The sequence below is a fragment of the Rothia sp. P4278 genome (assembly GCF_048512945.1).
Taxonomy (GTDB): Bacteria; Actinomycetota; Actinomycetes; order Actinomycetales; family Micrococcaceae; genus Rothia.
The window spans coordinates 543329-558266 of sequence record NZ_JBLXXU010000002.1 but is presented as its reverse complement, the minus strand read 5'-3'; the positions used below and the strand labels follow the sequence as shown (position 1 = coordinate 558266).

The following is a 14938-nucleotide window of genomic DNA, read 5'->3' as shown; positions in this document are numbered from 1 at the left end:
TCACCACTAGCCCTCAAGGAGCACCCTGTGCAGGTGGGGGTTGAGGAAGATCCCCCGGGGGTCCAGCTTGGCGCGCAGCTCTACAAAGTCCTTGAAGTGCGGGTAGAGCTCGGCTAAATCGTGAGCACTCTGGCTGTGGAACTGCCCCCAGTGGGGGCGGCCCCCGTGCGCCTTGAAGATAGCCTCTAGGGGGCTAAAAAGCTCAGCCTGGGGTTGCCGCCAATAAGAGCGCGCGGAAACATAGAAAGTCTCACGCCCATAAGCCGGGGAGAGCCAGATATCGTCAGCGGCCGATGTGCTTATGACGAGCGGGTAAGAGCTCTGTACGGGGCTTCCCTTACAGTGGGCGCGGATATCAGACATGAGCTCGCTGAACTGGGATATATCGAAGGCATATTCCATAGTGCTGTGTCGCACGGTACGGTGAACGGTGAATACGCGGGCAGAGTAGTCTGCGTAGCGTCGGTTGCCCTTACCCCAGTTAGAGACCTTGTTCAGGGCAGGCTGGAGGGCAGGAGCCTTAGCGCCCAGGTAGCTGAGGGCAGAGAACATCCCGTTATTGAGCAGGTGGTCCCCGCCGTAGCGGCGGGCCTGGCTGACCGCTGCACTCGCAGGCATGTAGCCCTCGGTCAGCAGCGCCAGACGGGTGAGCCTGCGGGTGCGAACCTCAGCGGAGCCGGGGAACCAGCTGAACTCGTAGTGATCGGATCCGTGTGCGCGTTCGGTAAAGCTATGCACAATGTCGGTGTAGGAGTGGCCGCGTTCTACCGCATGCAGGCGGAATTGGGGAACTACCGCGAAGGTAATTTCTACGATGATGCCCAGGGCACCCAGACCGCAGAGGGCTGCCTTAAAAAGTTCTGGATTCTCCTGTACTGAGCAGGTGATGAGCTGACCTGAGGCCCCTACCAGTTTGAGTTCGGTTACCTGGGTAGCAAAGATACCGTAATCTACACCGGTGCCGTGGAAACCCGTTGAGATAGCACCGGCCAGGGTCTGCTCATCGAGCCTGCCCAGGTTGCTGAAAGCAAGATTGTAGTAACCCAAGATTTGATTGGCTTCGCGCACCGTGGTTCCTGAGCGAAAGGTGGCAGTAAGGCCCTCGGTGTCTACCCGCGTGAGGCCTGTGAGGTAGTCAAGTTCAAGTAGAGCATCGGTGGGCTGGGCTATAGCGGATGAACTGCGCCCCCGGCCTACTACCTTGAGGCGCTGGCCGGTTGCACCTGCATGCTCGATACATTCCTGCAGTTCGGGGATGGAACGGGGCCGGAACAGGCCGGTGGCCTGGGCCTCGTGCTGGCGGGCCCAAGTGCTCCAGGCCAGACTGCTGTTTTGCGGGGTATCTGCCATGGTTTTCCTCTTATCTTGCTTCCTAGTGCATATCTTCGCACGATTAGTCAGGCTCTTACTAGCTGTTTGCTGAGTCTTTGCAGGGGCGGTTATCAGTAATGGTGAAAGGAGCGGGTAACTTGCCCGACCTGTCCCTGTCATGATGTGAAATAGGGGGATAAATGTGAGCGCACCCACTAAACTTTAAGTAGGACCCCAGCAGGGCTACCGGTAGACCGGCTGGCAGAGCGGGGTCGTCGTGAATCTAAGGAGATGACCATGACCGAACGCGAACTCACCTTCGGCGAAAAAGCAGTAGCCAGCCGTGACAACCTATCAGAAGTCGCCCAGGCTTCCGGGGAGATTATTGTAGGCATCGATGGCTCAGAGCAGAGCTATGGTGCCCTTCGCTGGGCGGTCCATGAGGCCGAAATTCGCAAGGTGCCGGTCCGAATGGTTACCGCCTACTCTCTGCCCGTCTTTACCGGTACCGGCTTTGACGCGGGTTATTCCATGGTCGATGAGCAGGCCCTGACCGATGGTGTCGCTCAGATTCTTGACGAGGCCCACTCCCGCGTTGGCGACACCAGCGTAGAACTGCGTGCCACCGTAGAAACCGGCGATGCCACCGCTGTCCTGCTTGAGCTCTCCAAGAAAGCCGAACTGATGGTGGTTGGCTCACGTTCACACGGAGGCTTCCTGGGTCGCCTGCTGGGTACCGTTTCAACCTCCCTTCCCGCTCATTCGCACTGCCCCACTATCGCTGTGCCCCAGTCTTACGCCGAGAAGATTGAGGGCGACCCTGAGATTCTGGGCCGTGGCCGTTCTATCGTGGTGGGCTCTGATGGCTCCGATGAAGCCCGCCTAGCTATGATGCAGGCGGCTGACGAAGCCTCGCGCCGCGGAGTCAAGCTGACCCTGGTCAATGCCCTGGCCCCCTACACCGGTGCACTGAATTGGGTGCCCGCTGCCGTTGACTTTGAGGCACTTTACCGCGAAATCGCTGATCTTCAGCGTAAGGCTGCCGAGTGGATTCGTGGCTACTTCCCCCAGCTTGAAATTGAGTTCAAGCTGATTGATGGTTCGCCCGTTCAGGTTCTGCTTGAAGCTGGTAAGGCTGCCGACATGATCGTTGTAGGTACCCGTGGACGCGGCGGTATCGCCGGCATGATTCTGGGTTCAACCTCCCAGGGCATCCTGCACAACACTCAGGTTCCGGTCATGATTGTTCCGGAGATTGACGATCCTCGCATTAAGGAAGCCCCTGACGCAGGTATTAGCTGGGGTTAAGAACAGTCGCTAACTTCTGGTTAGAACCCCCGGTAGGGGAGTAAGCTAGAGGTAGAAAAGGCAGGACAGCTCCCGCCGTAGCGTTTTCCGCAGGGAAGATGCTCCGACGGCGCTGTTCTGCCGTCTTTTTTAAAAAAGTTGAAAATTTTTTGTGCCCCCTATTGGAAATACCAGAATATGCCTTTGACAAGTTGTTTTAGGTGCTTTGGGGATTTGATTTCACTCATTTTTGTGTCGGAGAACACCGGTTTTTTAGCTCCGATAAGGGGTTTTGAGGGTTTCTCGATTTGCGCGCCTTTTAGAAGTCGCGTAATGTATTACTTGTTCGAGCGACGGGCCAAGGGAACGAGGTCTGGAGCGAGTAGCGAACTAGCCCCTATCGTCTAGCGGCCTAGGACGCCGCCCTTTCACGGCGGTAACACGGGTTCAAATCCCGTTGGGGGTACTGTGAAACTTCGGTTTCACGGCCATGTTAGAATTTCGGTTCTAGCCTATGGCCCCGTAGCGCAGTTGGTTAGCGCGCCGGCCTGTCACGCCGGAGGTCGCGGGTTCAAGTCCCGTCGGGGTCGCTCCGACCGCGTAATTCTCACTTGTGGGGAAGGCGCGGTTGTGGCATATCTAAGGTATGCCTGGCTCTGTAGCTCAGTTGGTAGAGCGTGCGACTGAAAATCGTAAGGTCACCGGATCGACGCCGGTCGGAGCCACGAAATCCACTCTCTAGGCTTCTACGTGAGAGTGGATTTTTTACTTTAAACCTTTAAGCGCCCTATCTTCCTTGCGGAAGGTGGGGCGCTTTTGTGTGCCCTGGGGGGTTGCGCTTCTTGGTCTATCTTTCTGCTCTGTTGCATATCGAAAAACGATATGTCACACTTTAAGCATATTGAAAAACGATATGTTTCTGTGTGGAAAGGAGAGTAGCCGGCAATGCCACCCCTTGAAGAACACCGCGTGACATGCCATTTGGATTGTTTGCTCTTGGACAGAGGAATGAGCTTGGTTGAACTCTCAGAAAAGGTGGGGGTTTCTGTGGCTAACCTATCGATTCTTAAAAATAACCGGGCACGGGCGGTGCGGTTTTCCACGCTGACTGCTCTCTGCGAGGTGTTGGACTGCGCCCCGGGTGACCTCTTTACAATCGACGAGGAAAGGAACTAGTCCTATGAGGCAAATCAAAAACTATCGAGTTCCACCAAACCTACTCTTTGTGGCAACTCTCTTCTTTATAGAAGGCGCCCTGCGCCGCGGTCTCACTCTCCAGGAGGACTCCGATGCAACCATCTAAAACAGCCAACAGCTTCCAAGAATCATTCAGCCTACCGCTACTGGGCTTTATCCTTCTGGCCTTTATTTTCCCAGTGACTATGGCCCTCTACTGGCCCTATCCCTCACAGGAAGCCCTGTGGGTGACCTATGAGTCGGCACCGGGACAGATAACAACCCTGGACACAGCATCATTACCGCTCTTTGTCAAAGTTTTTGCTTGGGTGGACCACGCCCTACCCTCCCTGGGGGTAAGCATTTTTGCTCTCCAGATGGCCCGAGTATCGGCCAACTTTAACGTAGCTGCACAATTTACTCAGAAGTCAGTGCGCTACTTCTACCAGCTCCGTATGATGGTGCTGTGGTGGGGAATTGCCTATTTTCTTGTCCACGATGTCGTTCGCTGGAGCGTAGAGAACTACTACGTAGGCTACGACAGGATTACCATCAACGGTAGCGGGCTCAACTGGCCTATCTTGTGCGGTTTAGTCTTTTTTCTGATAGCCGGATTTATGGAAGGTGCCCTGGGGCGTAGCCTCAAACTCCAAGAGGACGTAGACGCCACCATCTAAGAATTAAAAGAAGAGCACCCCACCGGCCCCGTAGCGCTAGCATATCTCCCGGGTTGGCGGGGTGCTCCTGTTTCTAGTTAATCTCCACTACCACCGGGGCATGGTCCGAAGCGCCCTTACCCTTACGCTCCTGGCGGTCAATCTCCGCACCCACCACACGGGCCGCCAGTGCAGGGGAATAGAGCTGAAAATCAATCCGCATACCCTCATTCTTAGGGAAACGCAGCTGAGTATAATCCCAGTAGGTATAAGGCACAGAGGTATGAGGCCGGGCCACATCGACCAGACCCAAAGGCTGATCCAAAAAGGCTTGGAAGGCCGCACGCTCCGGCTCCGTCACATGGGTCATCTGATTCTGGCGGAAGAAATCAATATCCCACACATCCTCATCGTGCGGGGCAATGTTAAAGTCACCTACCAGGGCAAACTGGGCGCCCGGGTCCTGCTCCAACCAGCCCAGCGCCTCCTGCCGGAGCTGACCCAGCCACTCCAACTTATAGGCCATATGCGGGTCGTCCACACCCCGCCCATTGGGCACATACAGGCTCCACACCCGAACCCCACCGCAGGTAGCACCCAAAGCGCGGGCCTCCACCTGGGGTTCCTGCCCCGGCTTACCAAAAGCAGGCTGACCTGCAAAGGTGCGCTGAATATCTTCAAGCCCTACACGCGAGGCAAGCGCCACACCGTTCCACTGCGAAAGCCCAAAATGAGCTACCTCGTAGCCCGAATACTCAAAAATCTCAAAAGGGAAATTCTCATCGGTAGCCTTGGTCTCTTGAAGGGCGAGCACATCCACGTCGCTACGCTCTAACCACTCCTCTACACGGTCAGCGCGGGCACGAATCGAGTTCACATTCCAGGTGGCAATCTTCATGAGTTTAAGGCTAACAGGAACTTCAAACGGAAGCGTCAAGATGGAGAGTAATCAGCAGGCAGGCGGTAGCAAATTGTATGCTGAATTTTTTGTTCAGCCTCCCGCTAACTGGCAACCCGTACAAATAATTCAGAGGATAACTATTTACAGGGTGCGCTTTGCATGTGGCCCGATGCCTCTGTGCGTGTAAGATTTAAAATTTAGAACTTCCCTGAATTGACCAGATCCTTGTGTGCGGGGATTTTCTCCATGTTATCCCAATGCTCAACGATTCTCCCTTTTTCGAGTCTAAAGATATCAAAAACAGCTAGCTCTTCATCATTAATTGTAACTTTTGAGTACGTAACTACATGGTTTCCCTGGCCTATTATTTTGAATACAAAGTTGTAGTCAACTTTTTGTGTGGTTAGCAGTTTTTCTAGCGCATCAACCCCGTTTGGCATGCTCGGATTGTGCTGAATATAATTATCTTCAGAGATGTATTTTCGTATGTGTTCATAATTCTTGTTTTGAAAGATATCGGTAATAAACTTACGGACAATAGACTTGTTCTCTTCAGTTTTATCCAGGTCGCAAATATGGAAGTCTCCAAGCACAGGGTCGTTCCCGGATGCGGTTTCTTCTGGTGCCTTGTAGGCGGAGATGACGTCCCAGTGTTCAACTAGCTTATCATTTTCATCTGTATCGAACATGTCCGTGGTAACCCATTGAGATTCACCGTTATTGATGTTTTGGTAAACATGAACAAATACGTAGTTACCGTCTTCGAATGCCCGAACAATCCGAATATCTCGTTGCTTTGAGCGTTCTAAGAAATTCTGGAAAAATTCAATGAAGCCTTTCTGTCCATCCTTTACGCCGGTGCTATGCTGAACATAGCGTGAGCCTGTGTAACGGTGAACCGCATTGGTATCACCATCTCGAATGCCTTCTATATAAATTTTTCTTGCATTATCTAATTTTTGAGTCATTTTTTCCCTTGAGTGATGCTGACGGTTGGTGGATGAATAAAATTTATGGCGAAAATATTTTTTGTGCACTGCGTAAAATTTAAAAGAAATTGTATGAATTATTTTATCATATATATCCTAGATCAATAAATGAAACCTTTCTATATTTCGATTCGTCGCCGCGGAGATATATCCGGTATTGCGCAAAATAACTTTAATGCTAGACTGATTCCCCTTTGAGAGCTAGGCTATGGCTCAGGAAATACCCGCTGCAGAGAGAGCATACATGGTAGGGACACCCGCAATTGAATTCATATCGGTCACTAAAAAATACGGAAACACGGCGGTAGTAGACAACCTTAACCTGTCCATACCCCAGGGGAAAATAACCGTCTTCGTTGGCCCCTCCGGCTGCGGTAAAACAACCTCCCTGCGCATGATCAACCGCATGGTTGAGCACACCAGCGGACAGATCCTGGTTAACGGCCAGCCCAATACCGACCAACCCGAGCACCAGCTACGCCGCTCGATTGGCTATGTTTTACAGCAGGCTGGGCTCATGCCCCACCAGACCGTTGTCGATAATATCGCCACCGTACCCCGGCTCAAGGGAACTCCCGCCCGTCAAGCCAGAGAAAAAGCACTGGCTCTACTTGAAACCGTTGGCCTTGACCCCTCACTGGCTAAAAAATACCCCGCCCAGCTTTCAGGCGGGCAGGCCCAGCGGGTAGGCGTAGCCCGTGCCCTAGCAGGCAACTCATCCATCCTGCTCATGGACGAGCCCTTTAGCGCTATCGACCCCGTCGTACGAGCCGAACTCCAAGAGAACCTGCTTGCTTTACAAAAGGAGCTCAACCTAACCATCGTCTTTGTCACCCACGACATTGACGAAGCAATCCTGCTGGGCGACTATGTAGCTGTTTTTGCCCAAAGCGGCCACATAGCCCAGTTCGGCACCCCCGAAGAAATCCTGCGCGTACCTGCCAATGACTACGTGGCATCATTTGTGGGGCGAGACAGAGGAACCAGACGGCTCACCTTTGCCCAAGCAGACGGCCTCACTCTCTACCCACTGACCTCACCCGAGGTCACCGCAGAGAGCTGGAAGCTACGCGTCACCGACGGCAAACCAGACGGCTGGGAGGCCGCAGGAAAATGCTTCCCCGGGGGCTCACTCTTTATACAGGGCGGTAGCCTGCGCGATGCTCTAGACTCGGCACTCTCTTCTCCCTCAGGCTGGGGCGTAGCTGTAGACCAAACTGGTCATCTACTAGGCCTACTCAAAGCAGAAGACGTTCTCCACGCAACCCGGCAGGAGCGAATCCAGCGTTACGGGATTAAGGGCAAGGGGGACAGCGCATGAGCTGGGCCCTCGATAACCTGGGCTATCTAAGCCGGCTCACCCTCCTGCACCTGCTCCAGGCACTTATTCCACTGATTTTCGGGTTCCTCCTATCACTACCCCTAGCCCGCCTAGCACTCAGCCGCCGTAAAGACGGGCGCTCCACCGAAGGGTACACCCCAGTAGGTAAGCTACGCCGGGGCCTAGTCATCAACGGCTCAGCCCTGCTGTATACCATCCCCTCTCTGGCATTATTTGTGCTCATGCCCCTGGTACTGGGTACCTCCATCACTTCCCCCGTAAATGTCTATGTTGCTCTGACCATCTACGTACTTGCCATGATGGTCAGAAGTGCTGTAGACGCCTTTGAATCTGTCTCACCCGTTACCCTCGAAGCCGCCACCGCGCTGGGCTACACCCCTGCCAGGCGGTTTCTCAAGGTGGAGTTCCCCCTGGCCCTGCCGGTCATGATTGCAGGCCTAAGGGTCGCCCTGGTCGCCAATATCTCTATGGTCTCGGTAGGTGCTGTCATTGGTATCCAGTCATTAGGCACCCTCTTCACCGACGGACTCCGCCGTGACCTACCCGCAGAAATTATCACCGGAATTTTACTGACAGTAGTGCTCGCCCTGATTCTGGACCGAGCCCTTGCCCTCGCCGGTAACGGCCTGACCCACTGGAGGAAGGCATGATTTTCGAACAAGTAGGGCACTGGTTCACCGCCCCCGGAGCCTGGTCCGGCGCCGGAGGTATCTGGCAACGCCTGGCTGAACACCTAGGATACTCGCTAGTCGTCCTGCTGATAGCGGCCGCTATCGCCCTACCCCTAGGAGCCTGGGTCGGGCATACCGGTAAAGGTGAGAACCTGGTGGTTGCTTCTACTGGAGCGCTCCGGGCCCTGCCCACCCTGGGTCTGCTCACCCTCTTCGCCCTCTGGCTGGGCTTGGGCTTCACCGCCCCAGCCCTAGCCCTCATCATCCTGGCTATCGCGCCCTTACTTGCTGGCACCTATGCCGGTATCTCCGCCGTAGACCCCATCACCATTGATGCCGCCCGCGCTCAGGGCATGACCGCCTGGCAGGTTCTGACCCGGGTAGAACTACCCATCGCCCTACCACTGATTTTTGGTGGCATCCGCAACGCTGCCCTCCAAGTTATTGCTACGGTCACCGTGGTCGCCTACATCAACCTGGGTGGCCTGGGCCGCTACCTCATTGATGGCCTAGCCGTCCGCGACTACGCCCGCATGGTTGCCGCCGTCATTCTGGTGGCAGCGCTCGCTCTTGTTGTCGATGCCCTGCTGGCTTTGATTCAGCGCCTACTGACCTATCCCGGATTAAGGTAAAACATGACTTCATTCTCTTTCTCCCGCCGTTCTTTCTTCACCGGGCTAGGCCTGACCGCCGGTACTCTGGGTCTGAGCGCCTGCGGCCTGGACGGTTCTAGCGCCTTTGGTAGCGGGGCTCAGGCAGGCACCATCACAGTTGGTTCGGCTGATTTCACGGAGTCTCAGATTATTGCTGAAATCTATGCGGCGGCTCTGAACACTCGTGGCTTTGAGGCCCAAACAGCGCCTGCTATCGGTGCCCGCGAGGCCTACCTTGGGGCGCTGGCTGAGGGCACCGTGACCGTGGTACCCGACTATTCGGGGAACTTGCTTCTCTACTTTGACGCGCAGGCTAAGGCACAAACAGCACAGGAAGTTCTCGAGGCCCTGCCCCAGGCCCTACCCCATGAACTGGCGGTTCTCTCGGCGGCCCCGGCCCAGAACAAGGACTCCCTGGTTGTCACAGCACAGACCGCGCAGGAACGCGGGCTGAACAGTCTGGAAGATTTAGCGGGTTTCAGCGGTAAGCTGGCTCTGGGGGCACCGCCTGAATTTGCCGAGCGCACCTATGGCTTGCCCGGATTGAAAGAAAAGTACGGTTTTACTCCCTCTTCCTTCGAACCCATCAACGATGGTGCTGGTCCGCTGACCGTGGCCGCCCTGGCAGATGGGACAGTTGATATGGTCAACCTCTATTCCACCGACCCGGCTATTAAAGCCAACGGGTTTGTGGTGCTCGCAGACCCCCTCAATCTGATTCTGCCCCAGCAGGTTCTACCGGTGGCACATGCCGCTACGCTGTCGGTCGCGGCGGCCAAGGTGCTTGATGAAGTATCGGCTCTCATCACTACCCAAGCCCTGATTGAGCTCAACACCAGGGTTTCGGGTGAAGAGAAGGCATCCCCCCAGGTCGCTGCCAGCGACTGGGTGAAGGCCAACTTCCCGGCCAAGAAATAGCGCCGTAGGCCCCACTAAACATAAGGTGCCCGCCAGCGCCACCCAACAGAGTGTTGAGGGTCGCGGCGGGCACGGTGTTTTCGAGGAACCGGTTAACTTTTAGAAATAGCCCTTATACGCTCTTGGGGAAGGCCTGAAGACGGCCACCGACCATGCGTTCGAGCACACGAATGACCTGGCAGGAGTAGCCGAACTCGTTGTCATACCAGACGTAGAGAATGGCGTTCTCGTCCCCGGAGGTAATGGTGGCTAGACCATCGACCACGCCGGCGGCACGGGAGCCTACAAAGTCGGTAGAGACAACCTCGTGTGAGTCGGTGTAGTCAATCTGGCGGCGCAGGGGAGAACGCAAGGAGCGCTCCCGCAGCAGGTTGTTGAGCTCGTCCTTAGACCCTACGGGCTTTTCCAACTGCAGGCTCAGAATCGCCATAGACACATCGGGGGTGGGCACACGAATGGCATTGCCGGTCAGCTTACCCTCAAGCTGGGGCAGGGCCTTAGAAACAGCCTTAGCAGCGCCGGTCTCGGTAATAACCATGTTGAGCGCAGCGGAGCGGCCACGGCGGTCACCCTTGTGGAAGTTATCAATGAGGTTCTGGTCATTGGTGAAGGAGTGAACCGTCTCCACATGCCCACGCTTAACCCCGTAGACCTCGTCCATGACTGCCAGCACCGGGGTAATAGCGTTAGTAGTGCAGGAAGCGGCAGAGAGGATCGCGTCCGAATCCTCAATGATGCTGTCGTTTACACCGCAGACAATATTTTTGACACCCTTACCGGGTGCAGTGAGCAGGACACGTGAAACCCCCTTGGCTTCAAGGTGGCGGGAGAGGCCCTCTTTATCACGCCAACGGCCGGTGTTATCGACCACGATAGCCTTCTCAATACCATAGGCCGTGTAGTCGACTTCCGCCGGGTCGGATGCGTAGATAAAGCGGATGGGGGTGCCGTTGGCAATGATAGTGGAGTTCTCTTCATCGACCCGGATCGTACCCTTGAAGGCCCCGTGAACCGAATCGCGGCGCAGGAGGGAAGCGCGCTTGTAGATATCGTTATCGGTGTTTTTACGAACGACCACGGCGCGGAGCTTGGGCCCTGCACCCGCTGAACGCTCTAGCAAGATACGCGCCAGCAGGCGGCCAATTCGACCAAAACCATAGAGAACAACGTCCTGCGAGGAAGTTTCGATCTGACCTTTCTTGCCAACAACCGGGGCTAGGGTTTGCCGCAACCATTCCTGGCGGTCGCGGGCACCAGATACCTCAAACTCGCCTTGCAGACTGGCGATGTCGATGGAGCAGGCTCCCAGTTCAAGCTGGCTGAGGGCCTGCAGAAGTGCCAGGGAATCAGCGGGGTTCAGCTCAACATCGTCGAGCTGACGAGCAAAGCGGTGGGCCTTGAGAATCTGAATCACTGACTTGTTAATGAGGCTGTGACCGTGGATTGAAACAACGACCTTATTCTCCCGGTTTAACCTGCCAATGAGGGGGATCATTGCCTCAGCTTCAGCCTCAGCGGCTAGCCACTGCTGGTGGGCGTTCTCGGCGGAGATTGACATGGTGATATGACCTCTTCTTCCTCGATGAGTAGCGTCCTTGAACTCACCGGTTAGTAGCGCGACGGTGCGCTGCTAGCTAGTGTCTGATGGGCGCCAAACCAGATTACAGCCAGGCAAAACCCCTGGATATGGTGGCGCTACGAATCCAGTCTAGCGTTCTTAAGAAGCTCTTTATTTCTGCGCGCAGTTTATGACAAAAAGACTGCTCACGAGACCAAAGAAATGAGTAAACTAAGTTTATGCTTACTGTCATTGGCGAAGCCCTCGTAGATCTTGTCCAGCGCCCCGGCGTAGAGTCCCACGCCCACCCCGGCGGTTCCCCTATGAATGTTGCTGTGGGCGTGTCCCGTTTGGGCCATGAGACCCAGTTTATTGGCCGCTACGGTAGCGATGCCTACGGTGATCTGATTGAGGAGCACCTGCGGGCTTCCGGCGTGATCCTTCCGGTTGGTGCAGATGCCAAGAAGACTTCTGTTGCTCAGGCCAAGACCGGTGAGACCGGTGCCGCTGACTACGAGTTCGACATTGACTGGTCCCTGGATGCAGCTGAAGCTGCCCTTGAAGAGGTAGCTAAGAAGGCGACCGCCGTCCACGTCGGTTCTATCGGTGCCATGCTTGAACCCGGTGCCAGCGCGGTGCTAGAAACCGTGCGCCAGGCCGCGCCTCACGCTCTGATTTCCTATGACCCTAACTGCCGCCCCACCATCGTCACCGATGCTTCTGTAGCTCGGGAGCGGGCTGAAAACCTGGTCCGCTACGCTCATGTGGTTAAGGCTTCTGACGAGGATTTGCTCTGGCTTTACCCCCACCGTGCTCTTGAAGACTCGGCCCGGGCCTGGTTGGATTTGGGCGCCTCCCTGGTGGTTATTACCCGCGGTGAGATGGGGCCTTGGGCGCTGACCCGCAAGACCTCACCCGAAGGCCTTGCCCTGCCTGCTTACCGTGTAGAGGTTGCCGATACGGTGGGTGCCGGTGACTCTCTGATGGCCGCCCTGCTTGCGGCTCTCCTGGATCGTGACATTGAGGGGAAAGATGCCCGTGCCGCCATTGAGCTCTTGAGCAAGGATGACCTCAAAGAGATTCTGGCTTTCTCCGTGGTTGCCGCCGGTATCACCGTTTCACGACAGGGAGCTAACCCTCCCACCCGCGAAGAACTAGACGCTGTACTCTATCCCGGCCAGTAAGCCGGTTACCGCGCCTTGCAGATAGTTTTCTACCCGCCCACTTCAAGGAGGCTCCGCCATGCTTAACCGCCAGCCCTACGCAGATCTGCCCGAGCTGCCGACTTTCACCCTGACTTCTGCCGATGTGGAGGACGGTGCGCCGCTACCTCCGGCCCAGGTCTCCGGAATCATGGGGTGCGGTGGGCAGGACGTCTCACCCCAGCTTTCCTGGTCAGGTTTTCCGCCCGAAACCAAGTCCTTTGTGGTGACCTGCTATGACCCCGATGCCCCCACCCCCAGCGGGTTCTGGCACTGGGCTGTCTCTAATCTGCCAGCAGATGTGACTGAGCTAGCTAGCGGAGCAGCGGAAAATCTGCCAGCAGGTGCGCTGACCCACCTCAATGACGGTGGTACCCGTGGATACATTGGCGCGGCACCACCGGCAGGTCATGGCCCCCACCGTTACATCTTCTGTGTCACCGCTGTTGACGTTGAGCGACTCGACCTGGACCAGAAGGCCAGCCCTGCTGTCGTCAACTTTAATCTCTTCTTCCACGGCATTGCCCGCGCCTTCCTGACGGCGACACACGAAGAGAAATAAAGCACCTGCACATGATCAAGCTGATTGCCAGCGACCTGGATGGGACGCTGATTGGTCATGACTTTAGGTTCCGCCCCCGTACCTTAGAGGCTCTGCATTTGGCAGCAGATGCTGGTATTCAGATCGTTTTTGTGACCGGGCGGCCCCTGCGCTGGATGCAACCCGTCTTGGAGCAGCTCGGTTCTGAATGGAACGGTGAGAACTCTTTTGTTTTCTGCTCTAATGGGGCGGTGACCTATGACATTGGGCAGGGGAAGGTGCTTGCAACCCGCACTATGAGCGGCACCGAGACCCAGGCCCTGCACAGCGAACTGGAAATAGTTTTCCCCGGTTCTCTCTTTATTGCTGAGACCCTGGACCAGGTCTACGTTCAGGGGAAGTATCGGCCACATGAGCAGGAAGACTCTACCAAGATCGTGGAAGGCCCCATAGGGTGCACTCTTGATTCCGAGGCGGGTGTCGTTAAATACCTGCTCTACCGGGAAGGGGCTGCCCCTTCTGCACTCTTAGACCAGGTGCGTGATGTGGTGGGGGAGCGAGCGGCTGTGACCCGCTCTGCCCCCTACCAGCCCCTGGTCGAGCTTGCCCGAAAGGGGCTGAACAAAGGCTGTGTTCTGGCTGATTTCGCGGCTGAGCACAGTATTAGATCAGATGAGGTCTTAGCATTTGGCGACATGCCCAATGACTTGGAGATGCTAACCTGGGCGGGGAAAGGTTACGCCATGGAATCTGGTCTTCCCCAGCTAAAAGAGCAGGTGGGGCGCACCTGCCCGGGGTTCGATCAAGACGGTGTAGCCCAGGTAATTGAAGGCATACTCGCTCATCCCTCAGAAGACCTTATTTGAACTGCGCGTAATAATATACTGGGGTCATGCAGGCACACGCATTTACACCCTTAAAGAGGTACGCCTCTACCTCTATCTATGCTCATAGAGGCTTAGCCCAAGCACAGGCAGAGAATACCGATGTTGCTTTTGCGGACGCCCTCAAGGCTGGGGCTGACTGGATTGAAACAGATGTGAACACCACATCCGATGGTGCTGTGGTGGTTTTCCATGACCCTACCCTGGACCGGCTTAGCGATAGCGTCGGCGCTATCAAAGACATGACCTGGGAGCAGGTGCGGGCTGTTGAACTCAAGGACGGTGGCACCGTACCGCTGCTGGAAGGTACGCTTCGGGCTTTCCCCCAAGCCCGTTTTAACATTGACCTCAAAGATGCGGGATCGGCTGAAAGAATCATTCCAGTCCTTTTAGCAACCGGTGCCCAAGAGCGGGTTCGCGTGGCTTCCTTTAGTGAGCGTCGGCTGCGTCAGGCTCACCGCGCGGCGCAGAAGGCAGGTATCAGCCTGAGCATGAGTGCTTCACAACTTGCGGTTTCCCTCTTCTATCTTGCGTCGCGGGTAGCGCCTGGGCTGTGGGCTTCGCTCTTGCCTTTGATCAAGCACCTTTTTCTTCCCTTTGATTCTTTGCAGATCCCGCTCTACTACAGGTTGGCTGGCCGTAACATACGCATTGCCGACAGGGCATTGGTTGAGGCGGCCCACCGCGCAGGCCTGGAGGTCCACGTGTGGATCGTTGATGATCAGCGCACCATGCGGGAACTGATCGCACTAGGCGTTGACGGGATCGTCACTAACCACACAGACGTGCTTGCCAGAATCCTTGGGCGTTCTGAGTAAATAGTTCTTAACCAAAGGCATCGAACCAAGA

16 protein-coding genes and 3 tRNA genes are annotated in these 14938 nt (G+C 55.8%); 15 read left to right on the top strand and 4 right to left on the bottom strand.

The annotated features are described in order from the left end of the window. Positions 1 to 6: 6 nt before the first annotated feature. Positions 7 to 1350: a D-arabinono-1,4-lactone oxidase gene (locus ACN085_RS06640; protein WP_419110984.1), complete on the bottom strand. Its 1344-nt coding sequence runs from the start codon at positions 1348 to 1350 to the stop codon at positions 7 to 9. 258 nt (positions 1351 to 1608) lie between these two features. On the opposite strand from ACN085_RS06640, the gene ACN085_RS06635 reads away from it, so the two are divergent. From ACN085_RS06635 to ACN085_RS06605, 7 genes are all read left to right on the top strand, one after another. Next, complete coding sequence (locus tag ACN085_RS06635) at positions 1609 to 2619, top strand: universal stress protein (RefSeq protein WP_419098949.1); 1011 nt, start codon at positions 1609 to 1611, stop codon at positions 2617 to 2619. A 372-nt stretch (positions 2620 to 2991) separates the two neighbouring features. Continuing rightward, positions 2992 to 3064, top strand: a tRNA-Glu gene (locus tag ACN085_RS06630). 50 nt (positions 3065 to 3114) lie between these two features. Then, positions 3115 to 3188, top strand: a tRNA-Asp gene (locus ACN085_RS06625). A gap of 62 nt (positions 3189 to 3250) precedes the next feature. Further along, a tRNA-Phe gene (locus tag ACN085_RS06620) sits at positions 3251 to 3323 on the top strand. Between the two features lie 220 nt (positions 3324 to 3543). Next, positions 3544 to 3774 carry a helix-turn-helix domain-containing protein gene (locus ACN085_RS06615; protein ID WP_419104119.1) on the top strand — a complete coding sequence of 77 codons (231 nt, stop codon included), beginning with the start codon at positions 3544 to 3546 and terminating at the stop codon, positions 3772 to 3774. Positions 3775 to 3778: 4 nt separating this feature from the next. Beyond that, positions 3779 to 3901, top strand: coding sequence for a hypothetical protein (locus ACN085_RS06610; protein ID WP_419110983.1), 123 nt, complete (start codon positions 3779 to 3781; stop codon positions 3899 to 3901). Continuing rightward, the gene (locus ACN085_RS06605) at positions 3888 to 4451 is read left to right on the top strand and encodes a hypothetical protein (protein WP_419110982.1); all 564 of its coding nucleotides are present in this window, start codon (positions 3888 to 3890) and stop codon (positions 4449 to 4451) included. Before ACN085_RS06610 ends, ACN085_RS06605 begins: the two co-directional genes overlap by 14 nt. Positions 4452 to 4524: 73 nt before the next feature. Here the strand turns inward: ACN085_RS06605 and ACN085_RS06600 are convergent, their stop codons facing one another. Together ACN085_RS06600 and ACN085_RS06595 are read right to left on the bottom strand one after the other, a co-directional pair. Further along, positions 4525 to 5328, bottom strand: a complete 804-nt coding sequence (locus tag ACN085_RS06600) for an exodeoxyribonuclease III (protein ID WP_419104121.1) — start codon at positions 5326 to 5328, stop codon at positions 4525 to 4527. A 200-nt stretch (positions 5329 to 5528) separates the two neighbouring features. Next, positions 5529 to 6299 carry a nuclear transport factor 2 family protein gene (locus tag ACN085_RS06595; RefSeq protein WP_419110981.1) on the bottom strand — a complete coding sequence of 257 codons (771 nt, stop codon included), beginning with the start codon at positions 6297 to 6299 and terminating at the stop codon, positions 5529 to 5531. Between the two features lie 229 nt (positions 6300 to 6528). Between ACN085_RS06595 and ACN085_RS06590 the strand changes: the two genes are divergently transcribed. The 4 genes from ACN085_RS06590 to ACN085_RS06575 are packed head-to-tail and all read left to right on the top strand — an operon-like array spanning position 6529 to position 9904. Then, positions 6529 to 7641, top strand: coding sequence for an ABC transporter ATP-binding protein (locus ACN085_RS06590; protein ID WP_419110980.1), 1113 nt, complete (start codon positions 6529 to 6531; stop codon positions 7639 to 7641). Beyond that, complete coding sequence (locus tag ACN085_RS06585) at positions 7638 to 8312, top strand: ABC transporter permease (RefSeq protein WP_419098955.1); 675 nt, start codon at positions 7638 to 7640, stop codon at positions 8310 to 8312. Before ACN085_RS06590 ends, ACN085_RS06585 begins: the two co-directional genes overlap by 4 nt. Beyond that, on the top strand, positions 8309 to 8965 hold the full coding sequence (locus ACN085_RS06580; RefSeq protein WP_419098956.1) for an ABC transporter permease: 657 nt from the start codon (positions 8309 to 8311) through the stop codon (positions 8963 to 8965). The genes ACN085_RS06585 and ACN085_RS06580 overlap by 4 nt, the downstream gene beginning before the upstream one ends. Before the next feature lie 3 nt (positions 8966 to 8968). Beyond that, complete coding sequence (locus ACN085_RS06575; RefSeq protein ID WP_419110979.1) at positions 8969 to 9904, top strand: ABC transporter substrate-binding protein; 936 nt, start codon at positions 8969 to 8971, stop codon at positions 9902 to 9904. A gap of 112 nt (positions 9905 to 10016) precedes the next feature. On the opposite strand, the gene ACN085_RS06570 is transcribed toward ACN085_RS06575, so the two are convergent. Next, complete coding sequence (locus ACN085_RS06570; protein ID WP_419110978.1) at positions 10017 to 11462, bottom strand: glyceraldehyde-3-phosphate dehydrogenase; 1446 nt, start codon at positions 11460 to 11462, stop codon at positions 10017 to 10019. A 239-nt stretch (positions 11463 to 11701) separates the two neighbouring features. On the opposite strand from ACN085_RS06570, the gene ACN085_RS06565 reads away from it, so the two are divergent. The 4 genes from ACN085_RS06565 to ACN085_RS06550 are packed head-to-tail and all read left to right on the top strand — an operon-like array spanning position 11702 to position 14907. Beyond that, positions 11702 to 12646: a carbohydrate kinase family protein gene (locus tag ACN085_RS06565; RefSeq protein ID WP_419110977.1), complete on the top strand. Its 945-nt coding sequence runs from the start codon at positions 11702 to 11704 to the stop codon at positions 12644 to 12646. Positions 12647 to 12704: 58 nt separating this feature from the next. After that, complete coding sequence (locus ACN085_RS06560) at positions 12705 to 13226, top strand: YbhB/YbcL family Raf kinase inhibitor-like protein (RefSeq protein ID WP_419098963.1); 522 nt, start codon at positions 12705 to 12707, stop codon at positions 13224 to 13226. A gap of 11 nt (positions 13227 to 13237) precedes the next feature. Continuing rightward, positions 13238 to 14071, top strand: coding sequence for an HAD-IIB family hydrolase (locus ACN085_RS06555; RefSeq protein WP_419110976.1), 834 nt, complete (start codon positions 13238 to 13240; stop codon positions 14069 to 14071). 26 nt (positions 14072 to 14097) lie between these two features. Next, positions 14098 to 14907, top strand: a complete 810-nt coding sequence (locus ACN085_RS06550) for a glycerophosphodiester phosphodiesterase family protein (RefSeq protein WP_419110975.1) — start codon at positions 14098 to 14100, stop codon at positions 14905 to 14907. Positions 14908 to 14938: the final 31 nt, after the last annotated feature.

What these genes read in the sequence shown, in the direction of transcription:
- ACN085_RS06640 (WP_419110984.1), bottom strand. Translation starts at nt 1,350, where the DNA reads ATGGCAGATACCCCGCAAAACAGCAGTCTGGCCTGGAGCACTTGGGCC.
- ACN085_RS06635 (WP_419098949.1), top strand. Translation starts at nt 1,609, where the DNA reads ATGACCGAACGCGAACTCACCTTCGGCGAAAAAGCAGTAGCCAGCCGT.
- ACN085_RS06615 (WP_419104119.1), top strand. Translation starts at nt 3,544, where the DNA reads ATGCCACCCCTTGAAGAACACCGCGTGACATGCCATTTGGATTGTTTG.
- ACN085_RS06610 (WP_419110983.1), top strand. Translation starts at nt 3,779, where the DNA reads ATGAGGCAAATCAAAAACTATCGAGTTCCACCAAACCTACTCTTTGTG.
- ACN085_RS06605 (WP_419110982.1), top strand. Translation starts at nt 3,888, where the DNA reads ATGCAACCATCTAAAACAGCCAACAGCTTCCAAGAATCATTCAGCCTA.
- ACN085_RS06600 (WP_419104121.1), bottom strand. Translation starts at nt 5,328, where the DNA reads ATGAAGATTGCCACCTGGAATGTGAACTCGATTCGTGCCCGCGCTGAC.
- ACN085_RS06595 (WP_419110981.1), bottom strand. Translation starts at nt 6,299, where the DNA reads ATGACTCAAAAATTAGATAATGCAAGAAAAATTTATATAGAAGGCATT.
- ACN085_RS06590 (WP_419110980.1), top strand. Translation starts at nt 6,529, where the DNA reads ATGGCTCAGGAAATACCCGCTGCAGAGAGAGCATACATGGTAGGGACA.
- ACN085_RS06585 (WP_419098955.1), top strand. Translation starts at nt 7,638, where the DNA reads ATGAGCTGGGCCCTCGATAACCTGGGCTATCTAAGCCGGCTCACCCTC.
- ACN085_RS06580 (WP_419098956.1), top strand. Translation starts at nt 8,309, where the DNA reads ATGATTTTCGAACAAGTAGGGCACTGGTTCACCGCCCCCGGAGCCTGG.
- ACN085_RS06575 (WP_419110979.1), top strand. Translation starts at nt 8,969, where the DNA reads ATGACTTCATTCTCTTTCTCCCGCCGTTCTTTCTTCACCGGGCTAGGC.
- ACN085_RS06570 (WP_419110978.1), bottom strand. Translation starts at nt 11,462, where the DNA reads ATGTCAATCTCCGCCGAGAACGCCCACCAGCAGTGGCTAGCCGCTGAG.
- ACN085_RS06565 (WP_419110977.1), top strand. Translation starts at nt 11,702, where the DNA reads ATGCTTACTGTCATTGGCGAAGCCCTCGTAGATCTTGTCCAGCGCCCC.
- ACN085_RS06560 (WP_419098963.1), top strand. Translation starts at nt 12,705, where the DNA reads ATGCTTAACCGCCAGCCCTACGCAGATCTGCCCGAGCTGCCGACTTTC.
- ACN085_RS06555 (WP_419110976.1), top strand. Translation starts at nt 13,238, where the DNA reads ATGATCAAGCTGATTGCCAGCGACCTGGATGGGACGCTGATTGGTCAT.
- ACN085_RS06550 (WP_419110975.1), top strand. Translation starts at nt 14,098, where the DNA reads ATGCAGGCACACGCATTTACACCCTTAAAGAGGTACGCCTCTACCTCT.